At 72.6% G+C, this 12,216-nt stretch carries 14 protein-coding genes and 4 tRNA genes; 7 read left to right on the top strand and 11 right to left on the bottom strand.

Translation table 11 applies throughout. The features are described from left to right. Positions 1 to 126: 126 nt before the first annotated feature. From nusG to IE109_RS10925, 3 genes are all read right to left on the bottom strand, one after another. A complete protein-coding gene (nusG, locus tag IE109_RS10935) occupies positions 127 to 1,020 on the bottom strand; it encodes a transcription termination/antitermination protein NusG (protein WP_373297682.1) in 894 nt (297 codons plus the stop codon). Between the two features lie 77 nt (positions 1,021 to 1,097). After that, on the bottom strand, positions 1,098 to 1,385 hold the full coding sequence (secE, locus tag IE109_RS10930; protein WP_064069968.1) for a preprotein translocase subunit SecE: 288 nt from the start codon (positions 1,383 to 1,385) through the stop codon (positions 1,098 to 1,100). Positions 1,386 to 1,487: 102 nt separating this feature from the next. Further along, positions 1,488 to 1,560: transfer RNA gene (locus IE109_RS10925), tRNA-Trp, on the bottom strand. Between the two features lie 194 nt (positions 1,561 to 1,754). Here IE109_RS10925 and IE109_RS10920 point away from each other — a divergent pair. Further along, entirely contained in the window at positions 1,755 to 2,981 is a 1,227-nt protein-coding gene (locus tag IE109_RS10920; RefSeq protein ID WP_189550619.1) for a pyridoxal phosphate-dependent aminotransferase, read from the top strand. Positions 2,982 to 3,118: 137 nt separating this feature from the next. Then, positions 3,119 to 4,210, top strand: a complete 1,092-nt coding sequence (locus tag IE109_RS10915) for an adenosine deaminase (protein ID WP_229890888.1) — start codon at positions 3,119 to 3,121, stop codon at positions 4,208 to 4,210. Positions 4,211 to 4,342: 132 nt separating this feature from the next. Here the strand turns inward: IE109_RS10915 and IE109_RS10910 are convergent, their stop codons facing one another. The 6 genes from IE109_RS10910 to IE109_RS10885 form a co-directional block, all read right to left on the bottom strand. After that, positions 4,343 to 5,398 (bottom strand): UDP-N-acetylmuramate dehydrogenase, encoded by a 1,056-nt coding sequence (locus tag IE109_RS10910; protein ID WP_189550618.1) that lies wholly within the window; start codon positions 5,396 to 5,398, stop codon positions 4,343 to 4,345. A 289-nt stretch (positions 5,399 to 5,687) separates the two neighbouring features. Then, positions 5,688 to 6,116, bottom strand: coding sequence for a MaoC family dehydratase (locus IE109_RS10905; RefSeq protein WP_189550617.1), 429 nt, complete (start codon positions 6,114 to 6,116; stop codon positions 5,688 to 5,690). Positions 6,117 to 6,120: 4 nt separating this feature from the next. Beyond that, positions 6,121 to 6,576 (bottom strand): MaoC family dehydratase N-terminal domain-containing protein, encoded by a 456-nt coding sequence (locus IE109_RS10900; RefSeq protein ID WP_189550616.1) that lies wholly within the window; start codon positions 6,574 to 6,576, stop codon positions 6,121 to 6,123. A gap of 85 nt (positions 6,577 to 6,661) precedes the next feature. Next, entirely contained in the window at positions 6,662 to 6,826 is a 165-nt protein-coding gene (gene rpmG, locus IE109_RS10895; RefSeq protein WP_003948671.1) for a 50S ribosomal protein L33, read from the bottom strand. A gap of 88 nt (positions 6,827 to 6,914) precedes the next feature. Continuing rightward, positions 6,915 to 6,987, bottom strand: a tRNA-Met gene (locus IE109_RS10890). A 44-nt stretch (positions 6,988 to 7,031) separates the two neighbouring features. Further along, a tRNA-Thr gene (locus IE109_RS10885) sits at positions 7,032 to 7,104 on the bottom strand. A 450-nt stretch (positions 7,105 to 7,554) separates the two neighbouring features. On the opposite strand from IE109_RS10885, the gene IE109_RS10880 reads away from it, so the two are divergent. Further along, entirely contained in the window at positions 7,555 to 8,787 is a 1,233-nt protein-coding gene (locus tag IE109_RS10880) for an amidohydrolase family protein (protein ID WP_189550615.1), read from the top strand. Positions 8,788 to 8,821: 34 nt separating this feature from the next. Further along, positions 8,822 to 9,478, top strand: coding sequence for an SDR family oxidoreductase (locus IE109_RS10875; protein ID WP_189550614.1), 657 nt, complete (start codon positions 8,822 to 8,824; stop codon positions 9,476 to 9,478). A 187-nt stretch (positions 9,479 to 9,665) separates the two neighbouring features. On the opposite strand, the gene IE109_RS10870 is transcribed toward IE109_RS10875, so the two are convergent. Next, positions 9,666 to 9,747, bottom strand: a tRNA-Tyr gene (locus tag IE109_RS10870). Positions 9,748 to 9,952: 205 nt separating this feature from the next. Between IE109_RS10870 and IE109_RS10865 the strand changes: the two genes are divergently transcribed. The 3 genes from IE109_RS10865 (at position 9,953) to IE109_RS10855 (ending at position 11,934) form a co-directional block, all read left to right on the top strand. Further along, positions 9,953 to 10,441, top strand: coding sequence for a YajQ family cyclic di-GMP-binding protein (locus IE109_RS10865; protein WP_064069978.1), 489 nt, complete (start codon positions 9,953 to 9,955; stop codon positions 10,439 to 10,441). A gap of 273 nt (positions 10,442 to 10,714) precedes the next feature. Next, entirely contained in the window at positions 10,715 to 11,215 is a 501-nt protein-coding gene (locus IE109_RS10860) for a methylated-DNA--[protein]-cysteine S-methyltransferase (protein WP_189550613.1), read from the top strand. Beyond that, positions 11,212 to 11,934, top strand: coding sequence for an alpha-ketoglutarate-dependent dioxygenase AlkB family protein (locus IE109_RS10855; RefSeq protein ID WP_189550612.1), 723 nt, complete (start codon positions 11,212 to 11,214; stop codon positions 11,932 to 11,934). Before IE109_RS10860 ends, IE109_RS10855 begins: the two co-directional genes overlap by 4 nt. Here IE109_RS10855 and IE109_RS10850 read toward each other — a convergent pair. Beyond that, positions 11,898 to 12,167 (bottom strand): GlsB/YeaQ/YmgE family stress response membrane protein, encoded by a 270-nt coding sequence (locus IE109_RS10850; protein WP_189550611.1) that lies wholly within the window; start codon positions 12,165 to 12,167, stop codon positions 11,898 to 11,900. The genes IE109_RS10855 and IE109_RS10850 overlap by 37 nt on opposite strands. Positions 12,168 to 12,216 lie beyond the last annotated feature (49 nt).

Here is a 12,216-nt window from a genome sequence, read left to right as displayed (position 1 = left end):
ACCATCCGACGTCATCCGGATGGAGGCATACCGCACAACGATAACGGGTATCCATGCGGGGCCAAAAACCGAGCAGGTCAGAGCGGGCGCGAGACCCGGTCTGACCTGATCGGAAACCTGTGTCGGTTAGTTCTTCTGGATCTGGTCGAAGCTCAGCTCGACCGGGGTCTCGCGGCCGAAGATCTCGACGAGGCCCTTGACCTTCTTCGAGTCGGCGTTGATCTCGTTGATCGTCGCCTGGAGCGTCGCGAACGGGCCGTCGGTGACGGTGACCGAGTCGCCGACCTCGAAGTCCAGCACCTGGACCTCGACCTTGCGGGCGGGAGCCGGCTTGCCCTCGGCCTCGGCGGCCTCACGGGCGGCCTTCTCCTCGGCCTCGGGGGCGAGCATCTTGACGATCTCGTCCAGGGTCAGCGGGTACGGGTCGTAGGCGTTGCCCACGAAGCCGGTGACACCCGGGGTGTTGCGGACGACGCCCCAGGACTCGTTCGTCAGATCCATGCGGACCAGAACGTAACCGGGCAGCTTGTTCTGCCGGACGTTCTTGCGCTCGCCGTTCTTGATCTGGACGATCTCTTCCTCGGGGACCTCGGCCTGGTAGATGAAGTCCTCGACGTTCAGCGAGACGGCACGCTGCTCCAGGTTGGCCTTCACGCGCTTCTCGTAGCCCGCGTAGGTGTGGATGACGTACCACTCGCCGGGGAGACCGCGCAGCTCGTCGCGGAGCGCGGCGACCGGGTCGACCGGAGCCGCGGGCTCTTCCTCGGCCTCGGCGGCCTCGTCGTCCGTCCCGGCGGCCTCGTCGTCCGTCTCGTCGTCGGCCTCGGCGGTCCCGTCGGCCCCGACCTCGGCCTCGTCCTCGACGAGTTCCTCGTCCGCGCCCTCGTCCTCGACGTGGAGCGCGGCCTCGTCGGCGGCCTCGCCGACAGCGGCGTCCGCAGCTTCCGCCTGGTCCTCGTCGGCCGCCTCGACGACGTCGAGCTCGTCCTGGGCGGACTCGTTCAGGTTCGGGTCAGACACGGTGGCTGCTTCTTCCTGGATACAGATGGGGTGGAACATGCGAAAAGGGGCGCCGGGGTGGGCGCCCTCCGCGGGAATCAGCCGAAGACGTACTTGACTGCTTCCTGGAAGCCGAGGTCAATCACGGTCACCAGACCGATCATGATGACGACGAAGACGATAACGACGGTCGTGTACGTCGTCAGCTGGCTGCGAGTCGGCCAGACGACCTTGCGCAGCTCGGCGACAATCTGACGGTAGAAGAGCGCGAGACGGCCCAGGGGGCCCTTCTTTCCGCGCTTGCCGCCCTTGCGGCCCTTCTTCTTCGACTCCTGTGCTTCGTCCTCGGCATCAGGCATGTCGATGGAGCCTACGGCATCCGTCATGTCTCTCACCTGATTCCGGGTCGGCCGTGCCGCGCCCGGGTGGAGCCGCACGGCGGTGCAATGAAGTACATACCTGCGCACACAACCTGGCGGTGTGTGTAGCAGGGCCGGAGGGACTTGAACCCCCAACCGCCGGTTTTGGAGACCGGTGCTCTACCAATTGAGCTACGACCCTTTGTCGTTCTCCCCCAACCTACCGCATCCGAGGAAGTGGTCGGTGAGGGCCAACGAGCAGAGAGTGTACGTGGTCAGCGGCGCCGCGTCGAACAGATAGCTCCTGACACGGCTCGCGCACCCGCCGCCGACGGGGGTGTCCGCTCGGTGAAACCTGTGTGCCGCGCTCTTTCCCGGTCTGGGACGATGGGCCGCATGAGCGCTGCAACCCCTCCCACCGAGCGCCGGGTCTCCGCCCGCATCGGCGCGATCTCCGAGTCCGCGACCCTCGCCGTCGACGCCAAGGCCAAGGCCCTCAAGGCCGCCGGCCGGCCGGTGATCGGCTTCGGCGCGGGCGAGCCCGACTTCCCGACGCCGGACTACATCGTCGAGGCCGCGATCGAGGCCTGCCGCAACCCGAAGTACCACCGCTACACGCCGGCCGGCGGTCTCCCCGAGCTGAAGACGGCCATCGCCGCGAAGACGCTGCGGGACTCCGGCTACGAGGTCGACGCGTCCCAGGTGCTGGTGACCAACGGCGGCAAGCAGGCGATCTACGAGGCGTTCGCCGCGATCCTCGACCCGGGCGACGAGGTCATCGTCCCGGCCCCGTACTGGACGACGTACCCCGAGTCGATCCGCCTGGCGGGCGGTGTCCCGGTGGAGGTCGTCGCCGACGAGACCACCGGCTACCGGGTGTCCGTGGAGCAGCTGGAGGCGGCCCGCACCGAGCGGACGAAGGTCGTCCTGTTCGTCTCCCCGTCGAACCCGACCGGCGCCGTCTACAGCGAGGCCGACGCCGAGGCGATCGGCCGCTGGGCCGTCGAGCACGGCCTGTGGGTGCTGACCGACGAGATCTACGAGCACCTGGTCTACGGCGACGCGAAGTTCACCTCGCTGCCGGCGATCCTGCCCGAGCTGCGCGACAAGTGCGTCGTCGTCAACGGCGTGGCCAAGACGTACGCCATGACGGGCTGGCGCGTGGGGTGGATCATCGGCCCGAAGGACGTGGTCAAGGCCGCGACGAACCTGCAGTCGCACGCCACGTCGAACGTGTCGAACGTCGCCCAGGCCGCCGCCCTCGCGGCCGTCTCGGGGAGCCTGGACGCGGTGGCGGAGATGCGGACCGCCTTCGACCGCCGCCGCCAGACCATGGTGCGGATGCTCAACGAGATCGAGGGCGTCTACTGCCCGACCCCGGAGGGCGCGTTCTACGCGTACCCCTCGGTGAAGGGGCTGCTGGGCAAGGAGATCCGCGGGAAGCGCCCGCGGACCTCCGTGGAGCTGGCCGCGCTGATCCTCGACGAGGCCGAGGTGGCGGTCGTCCCGGGCGAGGCGTTCGGCACCCCGGGCTACCTGCGGCTGTCGTACGCGCTGGGCGACCAGGACCTGGTCGAGGGCGTCTCCCGGATGCAGAAGCTGCTGGCGGAGGCGCGCGACTAGGGCTTGTCCCTTTCCGGACCGGAGCCGGTGCGCGGCGGAGCGGGTCCCCTTCGGGGGGGCCCGCTCTTCCGTTCCCCGGGGCACCCGATCGGTGAAAGGGGCTCCCGCGCGGGCGGGGGTTTTGGCAAGATCCCCAGATGGAGCACGTACGAGATCTGCGGTTGTTGCCCAAGGCCCATCTGCACCTGCACTTCACCGGGTCGATGCGGCCCGCGACACTGCTGGAGCTCGCCGACAAGTACGGCGTCCATCTCCCCGAGGCGCTGACCGGCGGGGAGCCTCCGCAGTTGCGGGCGACCGATGAGCGGGGCTGGTTCCGCTTCCAGCGGTTGTACGACCTCGCCCGGTCCTGTCTGCGCGAGCCGGACGACATCCGGCGGCTGGTGCGCGAGGCGGCCGAGGAGGACGTCAGGGACGGGTCGGGGTGGCTGGAGATCCAGGTCGACCCCACCTCGTACGCGCCGCGCCTGGGCGGGCTCATCCCGGCGCTGGAGATCATCCTGGACGCGGTGGAGAGCGCCTCCCGGGAGACCGGCCTCGGGATGCGGGTGCTGGTGGCCGCGAACCGCATGAGGCACCCGCTGGACGCCCGTACCCTGGCCCGCCTGGCGGTGCGCTACGCGGACCGGGGGGTGGTCGGGTTCGGGCTGTCGAACGACGAGCGGCGGGGGATGGCGCGGGACTTCGACCGGGCCTTCGCGATCGCCCGCGAGGGCGGGCTGCTGGCGGCGCCGCACGGCGGCGAGCTGACCGGGCCGGCGTCCGTGCGGGACTGTCTGGACGATCTGCGGGCGGCCCGCATCGGGCACGGCGTACGGGCGGCGGAGGACCCGCGGCTGCTGCGCAAGCTGGCCGAGAAGGGCGTGACCTGCGAGGTGTGCCCGGCGTCGAACGTGGCGCTGGGCGTGTACGAGAAGCCAGAGGACGTTCCGCTGCGGACGTTGTTCGAGGCGGGGGTGCCGATGGCGCTCGGCGCGGACGACCCGCTGCTGTTCGGGTCCCGGCTCGCGGCACAGTACGAGTTCGCGCGCGTGCACCACGGTTTCAGCGACGAGGAGCTGGCGGAACTGGCGCGCCAGTCGGTGCGGGGCTCGGCGGCCCCCGAGGACGTCAGGGCGAAGCTGCTGGCGGGCGTCGACGACTGGCTGGCGGCGGGTCCGGCCGTCCGACGCGCGCCCGGGGCGGATACGCCCCGGGCGGGGGCGCCCGGCGGGCGTCGGGTTCGGTGAGACGCCCGGCCGCGACCGCCGGCCGCCGGTCGGCGCGATCGCGCCCCCGGGCGCCGGCCCGCCGGACGCGGCGGCGCGGACGCCCCCGACCGTACGGGAGGGGCGGGGTCCGCGCGCACGGCGGTCAGGCGCTCACAGGGAGACGCCGACCGTCACCGGCTCGTTGACGAGGGTGACGCCGAAGGCGTCGCGCACACCGGCGACCACCTCGCGTGCCAGGGCCAGGAGGTCCTCGGTGGTGGCCCCGCCGCGGTTGGTGAGGGCCAGGGTGTGCTTGGTGGAGATACGGGCGGGCCCGGTGCCGTACCCCTTGGTGAAGCCCGCCCTGTCGATCAGCCAGGCCGCCGAGGTCTTGATCCTGCCGTCGCCGGCCGGGAAGGCGGGCGGGGTGACGTCGGGGCCGAGGCGGTCGCGGACGCGGCCGAGGAACTCCTCGTACCCCGCCTGCTCCAGGATCGGGTTGGTGAAGAACGACCCGGCCGACCAGGTGTCGTGGTCCTCCGGGTCCAGGACCATGCCCTTGCCGGCGCGCAGCTTGAGCACCGTCTCGCGCGCGGTGGCGGCCGGTACGCGGTCGCCGGGCTCCACGCCGAGGGCACGGGCCGTCTCGGCGTACTTGATGGGCGCGCTCAGGCCCTGCGCGTCCTCCAGTGCGAAGCGGACGCGGAGCACGACGAACCGGTCGGGGTCCGCCTTGAAGCGGCTGTGGCGGTACGAGAAGTCGCACTCGGCGTTCGGGACGGTGACCGTCTCGCCGGCCCGGCGGTCGTAGGCGACGACCTCGGTGATGGTGGCCGAGACCTCCTGGCCGTACGCCCCGACGTTCTGGATCGGCGTGGCGCCCGCCGAACCGGGGATGCCGGCCAGGCACTCGATGCCGGCCAGCCCGGCCTCCACCGTGCGGGCCACGGCGTCCGTCCACACCTCGCCCGCCGCGAGCTCCAGCCGCGTGCCGTCCAGGGTGAAGCCCCGGGTCGCGATGCGCAGGGCGGTGCCGTCGAAGCCCTTGTCGCCGATCACCAGGTTGGAGCCGCCGCCGATGACCAGCAGCGGCGTCCCGGACCGGTCCGCCTCGCGTACAGCGGTGACGACCTCGTCGTCGGTGGTGGCCGTGACGAGGCGGTCGGCGGGGCCGCCGAGGCGGAAGGTGGTCAGCGGGGCGAGGGGAGCGTCATGGAGTTCCTGCACGCGCCCAAGCCTACGGTGCGGTCCCGGCGCCCCCGGGAGGCCCGGTCCCGGGCCGGCGGGACGTACGGCCCGGGGCGGGCGGGCGGCGCGGGCGGCGTGGTGAAGGTCACGGAGGCGGCGTACCGGCGGGGCCGGGCGGCGCGGTGGCCGGGCGGGCGCGAGGGCATGCCGCCGGGGCGCGGCGACCACGTGAGGCGCCGGCCGGGCCGCCCCGCGTCCCCGTGGGGCGCCGCCGTGGCCCGTGCGCCGGGCGCCGCGGGGCGGGGCCGCCGCGGCGCCGGGTGTCCGGTCAGGCGAGCCGCACGACCGCGCGGGACATGCCCAGCACCTTCTGGCCGGCGCTCATGGCGGTCAGGTCCACGCGCACCCGGTTGTCGTCCAGCTTGGCGGCGACCTTGCCGCTGACCTCGATCAGGGCGCCCGTCTCGTCGTTCGGCACGACGACCGGCTTGGTGAACCGCACCCCGTACTCGACGACCGCGCCGGGGTCGCCCGCCCAGTCGGTGACCACACGGATCGCCTCGGCCATGGTGAACATGCCGTGCGCGATGACGTCCGGCAGCCCGACCTCCTTGGCGAACTTCTCGTTCCAGTGGATCGGGTTGAAGTCCCCCGAGGCACCGGCGTACCGCACCAGCGTGGCGCGCGTCACGGGGAAGCTCCGCGCCGGCAGCTCGGTGCCGACCTCGACCTCGTCGAAGGTGATCTTCGCGGTCATCGCCTCACGCCTCCTCTGCCGCCGCACGGGCCACGAGCTTGGTCCACGCGGTCACCACGTGCTCACCGGCCTCGTCGTGGACCTCGCCGCGGATGTCGATGATGTCGTTGCCGGCGAGCGACTTGATCGCCTCGATGGTCGACGTGACCGTCAGCCGGTCCCCCGCCCGTACCGGCCGGGTGTACGCGAACTTCTGGTCGCCGTGCACCACCCGGCTGTAGTCCAGGCCCAGCCGCGGGTCCTGGACGACCTGGCTCGCGGCCTTGAACGTGATGGCGAACACAAAGGTCGGCGGCGCGATCACCTCCGAGTGACCGAGAGCCTTCGCGGCCTCGGTGTCGGTGTACGCCGGATCGGCGTCCCCCACGGCCTCCGCGAATTCGCGGATCTTTTCCCGGCCGACCTCGTACGGCGCGGTGGGCGGGTAGGTCCGCCCCACGAAGGACTGATCGAGCGCCATGAACTCGCTACCTCCTGAGTGTGTGTCGTCGAACAACGACACGAGGCCGCCCCCTGACGGGGACGGCCTCGTGTACGAGCCTGATTCAGCGCGTTTCGCGGTGCGCAGTGTGCGCGTTGCAGCGCGGGCAGTGCTTCTTCATCTCAAGACGGTCCGGGTTGTTACGCCGGTTCTTCTTGGTGATGTAGTTCCGCTCCTTGCACTCCACGCAGGCCAGCGTGATCTTCGGGCGGACGTCGGTGGCAGCCACGTGAGTGCTCCTTGGACGGACGATGGACGGATGAACGCATAAAAGAGTAGCCGATCGAAGGACCGACCCCACAATCGGCTACCGTGTGTAGCGGTGACCGGACTTGAACCGGTGACACAGCGATTATGAGCCGCTTGCTCTACCGACTGAGCTACACCGCTTTGATACGGCTTCCCTCACCCGAAGGTGAGGGCTACCGCACCAGAGCCCCAATACGGAATCGAACCGTAGACCTTCTCCTTACCATGGAGACGCTCTGCCGACTGAGCTATTGGGGCGAGCGATGAAGACATTACACGGTCGGCCGCCGATCGCCCAAATCCGATTCGGGCGGCTACCCGACCGGGGTCCGCCCACACCTCCGGCCACCCTCCCGGCAGCCCTTCGGCCACCCTTCCGGCCGCCCGGCCGCCCGCCCGCCCGGGCCCCCTCCACCGCCGCCGGAGCGCCCTCGTACGGCCTCGGGTCCGCCCTCCGGCCACCCTCCCGGCCGCCCCTCCGGCCGCACCCTCACGCCCCCGTCGGCAGCCGCGGCTCGGGGGCCTCGTGGGCCACTCGCGCCCCACGCCGGTACGACTATTGCGCTCCTCCTCGATGGCCGGACGGACGGCCCCTAGGCTCGCCTCACGCTGCGTGATCGCGCCAGTACATCCGTACGCCGCGCCACCGGCGGCCCCCGTCCCGGATCCCGCCCGAGCCACCGAGCCCCCGAGCCCGCCAGGAGCCCGATGTCCTCCGACAGCCAGCAGCCGCAGCCGCCCGAAGGCGCCACCGCCGACGCCACCGCGCTGCTGCTGTGCGGCGCCCGCCTGACCGACGGCCGGACCGTGGACGTCCGGATCGGCGGCGGGCGCATCGAAGCCGTGGGCACCACGGGCAGCCTGCCCACCCACGGCGCCCGGGTCGACCTCGCCGGCTACCTGCTGCTCCCCGCCGCCGCCGAACCGCACGGCCACGCCGACACGGCGCTCAGCGCCGACTCCCCCGGCCCCGTCTCGTACGCCACCGAGGACGTCCAGCGCCGTGCCACCGAGGCGGCCCTGCTCCAGCTCGGGCACGGCGCCACCGCGCTGCGCGCCCACGTGCGCATCGGCGACGTCCAGGGGCTCGGCCCCCTGGAGGCGGTCCTCCAGGCGCGGCGCTCGCTGCGCGGGCTGGCCGACCTGACGGCCGTCGCCGTACCGCGGCTGCTGACCGGCGTGGCGGGTGCGGACGGGCTCGCGATGCTGCGCGACGCGGTGAAGATGGGCGCCGCGGTGGTCGGCGGGTGCCCCGACCTGGACCCGGACCCGGCCGGCTACGCGGAGGCGGTCCTGGAGGTCGCGGCGGAGCACGGCTGCCCGGTGGACCTGCACACCGACGGGGACGACCCGGCGCGGCTCGCGCGCCTGGCGGCGATGGCGGGCGGTCTGCGGCCGGGGGTCGCCATCGGGCCGTGCGGGGCCCTGGGGCGGCTTCCGGAGGACGTGGCCGGGCGGGCGGCCGACCAGCTCGCCGCGGCCGGTGTGACGGTCGTGTGCCTGCCTCAGGGAGGCTGCGGCGGTACGGCAGTGCGGGGCGTCGCGCCCGTGCGCCTGCTGCGGGCCGCCGGGGTGCGGGTCGCGGCCGGGAGCGGGGCGCTGCGGGACGTGGCGAACCCGGTGGGGCGGGGCGATCCGCTGGAGTCGGCGTACCTGCTGGCCTCGCAGGGCGGGTTGCGGCCGACGGAGGCGTACGCGGCGGTGAGCGGGGCGGCGCGGGAGGCGATGGGGCTGCCGGCCGTGCGGGTGGAGGCGGGGTTCCCCGCCGAACTCCTGGCGGTGCGCGGGGAGCGGCTGTCGGGCGTGCTGTCGCTGGCGTACAGCCGGATCGTGGTGCACCGGGGGCGGGTGGTGGCGCGGACGAGCGCGGTGCGGGAGTACTGCGACTCGGCGGCGGCGCTCGAACTGCCGCGCCAGGGGCGGCCGGACGCCCGTCCCTGAGCACTTCGGGCCGCGACGTCGTACGGTCGGGAGCATGCGCATTGTCATCGCTGGAGGACACGGACAGATCGCCCTGCGGCTGGAGAGGCTGCTCTCGGCGGGCGGACACGAGGTGGCGGGCATCATCCGCGACCCCGAACAGGCGGACGCCCTGCGGGACGCGGGCGCCGAACCGGTCGTGCTGGACCTGGAGTCGGCGACCGTGGAGGCGGTCGCCGAGACGCTGACGGGCGCCGACGCGGTGGTGTTCGCGGCGGGCGCGGGGCCGGGCAGCGGCGTCGAGCGCAAGGCGTCCGTGGACCGGGGCGCGGCGGTGCTCTGCGCGGACGCGGCGGAGCGGGCCGGGGTGCGGCGCTACCTGGTCGTGTCGTCGATGGGCGCCGACGCGGACCGCGCCGGGGACGAGGTCTTCGACGCGTACCTGCGGGCCAAGGGCGCGGCGGACGATCACGTACGGGCCAAGCGGGGCCTCGACTGGACGATCCTCAAGCCCGGCATGCTGACGAACGACGCCGGGACGGGCCTCGTACGGCTGGAGGCGTCGACCGGACGCGGCCCGGTGCCGCGCGACGACGTGGCGGCCGTCCTGGCCGAGCTGGTGGAGACGCCGGCCACGGCGGGGCTGACGCTGGAGCTGATCAGCGGCTCGGTGCCGGTGACGGTCGCGGTGAAGGCGGTCGCGGGCGAGTGACGTCCGGCCCGGGCGCGTGACGTCGGGCGCGGGTGCCGTGGCGCGCCTCGGCCGGCGCCAGGCCGGCCGGCCGGCCGGCGGGACCCGTGCGCCCGGCCCCCGGCGGGCCGGGCGCGACCACCGGGTCCACGGCCACGCAAGACGGCCCCTGATCGCGTTTCCGCTGATCAGGGGCCGTCTCATCACGTGGCGGCGCCAGGATTCGAACCTGGGTAGGCTAAGCCGACGGATTTACAGTCCGCTCCCATTGGCCACTCGGGCACACCGCCATGGGATGTCGCGAGGAGGGTGACCGCTTTTCGGCGGCGCTCCTCGGCAACGACGTAAACGATACCTGATGTGCGGGGGTGCTTCGCCACCGGATTGATCAGCACTCACGGCCGGTGGCATGGCTAGGCTTTGCGGGGGCGGTCCGGGGAGTCCGGACGTACCTCTACGCACTCTCTACGCACGCGACCCAAGGAGCCACAGGACATGGCCGACTCCAGTTTCGACATCGTCTCGAAGGTCGAGCGGCAGGAGGTCGACAACGCCCTCAACCAGGCGGCGAAGGAGATCTCGCAGCGCTACGACTTCAAGAACGTCGGGGCCTCCATCGCCTGGTCCGGCGAGAAGATCCTGATGCAGGCCAACTCCGAGGAGCGGGTCAAGGCCATCCTCGACGTGTTCGAGTCCAAGCTGATCAAGCGCGGCATCTCGCTGAAGTCGCTCGACGCCGGTGAGCCGCAGCTCTCCGGCAAGGAGTACAAGATCTTCGCCTCGATCGAGGAGGGCATCTCCCAGGAGAACGCCAAGAAGGTGGCGAAGATCATCCGCGATGAGGGCCCCAAGGGCGTCAAGGCTCAGGTGCAGGGCGACGAGCTGCGGGTCAGCTCGAAGAGCCGCGACGACCTCCAGGCCGTGATCGCGCTGCTGAAGGGTCAGGACTTCGACTTCGCCCTGCAGTTCGTGAACTACCGGTAGGTCCCGGCCGCACACCGGGCACCCGCGCGGCGGGCACCCGCGGGCCGGACCCGGGCGGATCGGGGGCGGACACGGCTGCGGCCGGTCCGCCCCCGCCCCCTGTCCCGGCGGCCCCCGGCGCCGGTGCGGGACCCCGGGCCCTGCGGGGACCCCCGTGTCCGGAAACCGCCGGCCCGGCGGGTGGCGGGCGGCGGAGACTGAGAGGGACCGGTAGGGGCTCGTGGTGGCTACTGGAGGCCCGTGAGGTCCGGCCGCCGAGGAAGGGAACGGATCATGACCGTGTACGCGTACGCCGACGGCCCGCTGGGCGAGATGCTGCTCGTCGGCGAGGAGTCCGCGGACGGTGGCGGCACCGCGCTCGCCTCCCTCTCCGTGCCGGGCCAGAAGGGCGGCGCGGTCGTCGGCGACGGGTGGCGGCACGCCCCCGAGGCGTTCACCGGTGTCACCGCCCAGCTGAGGGACTACTTCGCGGGCCGGCTGACCCGCTTCGACCTCCAGTACGCCGACACCGGCACGGACTTCCAGCGACGGGTGTGGCGGGCGCTGGAGGACATCCCCTACGGCACGACCGTGACGTACGGGGAGATCGCGGCGCGCGTCGGTGCGCCGGGTGCCGGGGTGCGGGCCGTGGGGACCGCGATCGGGCGCAATCCGCTGCTGGTGGTGCGGCCCTGCCACCGGGTGATCGGCGCGGACGGGGCCCTGCGGGGGTACGCGGGCGGGCTGGAGCGCAAGGAGCGGCTGCTGGGGCTGGAAGGCGCGCTCGTACGGTGACGGACGGGCTGTTCGCGGTGGCGCGCGAGCCGGTGGAGGTCGCCCCCGGCGCGGTGCACGTGCCGGGGTGGCTGTCGGTGGAGCGGCAGCGGGAGCTGGTCGGGGCGTGCCGCGCGTGGGCGCGGGGACCGGTGCCGATGCGGCGGATGGTGCTGCCGGGCGGGGGTGTGATGTCGGTGCGGACGGTGTGCCTGGGATGGCACTGGCAGCCGTACCGGTACTCGCGGACGGCCGGTGACGTCAACGGTGCCCGGGTGGCGCCCTTTCCGGACCGGCTGGCGGACCTGGGCCGGGCGGCGCTGGCGGCGGCGTACGGCGAGGGGGACGAGGACGGGGGCGCCGGGAGTTACGCCCCGGACGCGGCTCTGGTCAACTTCTACGACGGGGCGGCCCGGATGGGCATGCACCAGGACAAGGAGGAGCGGTCCGGTGCCCCGGTGGTGTCGCTGAGCATCGGGGACAGCTGCGTCTTCCGGTTCGGGAACACCGTGTCGCGGAACCGGCCCTATACGGACGTGGAGTTGGTGTCGGGCGACCTGTTCGTCTTCGGCGGTCCTTCACGATTCGCGTTCCACGGGGTGCCGAAGGTGTTCCCGGGTACGGCCGATCCGGCGGTCGGGCTGCGCACGGGCCGGCTGAACATCACCCTGCGGGAGACGGGTCTCGCGTCCGGGCCGGGCGCTCAGCGCGGGCGTGAGTGGCCGAAGAGGACGCGGTAGGCGATCAGCAGCACCAGCGAGCCCCCGATGGCTGCGAGCCAGGTGGGGCCGTCGTAGAACTGGTTGCTGATGGGCCGGTCCAGGAAGCGTGCCGACAGCCAGCCACCGACGAAGGCGCCCGCGATGCCGATGAGCGTCGTGCCGATCAGCCCGCCGGGGTCACGGCCCGGCAGGAGCACCTTGGCGATGACGCCGGCCAGCAGTCCCAGGATGATCCAGCTGAGGATGTCCACGCCGTGAACCTGCCTTTCGTGCGGTGTTGTCCGGGAGGACGCCCGGGGT

The organism is Streptomyces lavendofoliae, from assembly GCF_014649735.1.
Classification (GTDB): domain Bacteria; phylum Actinomycetota; class Actinomycetes; order Streptomycetales; family Streptomycetaceae; genus Streptomyces; species Streptomyces lavendofoliae.
This window is presented reverse-complemented; position numbering and strand designations above follow the sequence as displayed.

Excerpts from the sequence above, each read along its gene's own strand:
- IE109_RS10920 (WP_189550619.1), top strand. The coding sequence starts at position 1,755 with ATGAGCGCTGCAACCCCTCCCACCGAGCGCCGGGTCTCCGCCCGCATC.
- IE109_RS10900 (WP_189550616.1), bottom strand. The coding sequence starts at position 6,576 with ATGGCGCTCGATCAGTCCTTCGTGGGGCGGACCTACCCGCCCACCGCG.
- IE109_RS10915 (WP_229890888.1), top strand. The coding sequence starts at position 3,119 with ATGGAGCACGTACGAGATCTGCGGTTGTTGCCCAAGGCCCATCTGCAC.
- IE109_RS10880 (WP_189550615.1), top strand. The coding sequence starts at position 7,555 with ATGTCCTCCGACAGCCAGCAGCCGCAGCCGCCCGAAGGCGCCACCGCC.
- IE109_RS10875 (WP_189550614.1), top strand. The coding sequence starts at position 8,822 with ATGCGCATTGTCATCGCTGGAGGACACGGACAGATCGCCCTGCGGCTG.
- IE109_RS10860 (WP_189550613.1), top strand. The coding sequence starts at position 10,715 with ATGACCGTGTACGCGTACGCCGACGGCCCGCTGGGCGAGATGCTGCTC.
- IE109_RS10865 (WP_064069978.1), top strand. The coding sequence starts at position 9,953 with ATGGCCGACTCCAGTTTCGACATCGTCTCGAAGGTCGAGCGGCAGGAG.
- secE (WP_064069968.1), bottom strand. The coding sequence starts at position 1,385 with ATGACGGATGCCGTAGGCTCCATCGACATGCCTGATGCCGAGGACGAA.
- IE109_RS10905 (WP_189550617.1), bottom strand. The coding sequence starts at position 6,116 with ATGACCGCGAAGATCACCTTCGACGAGGTCGAGGTCGGCACCGAGCTG.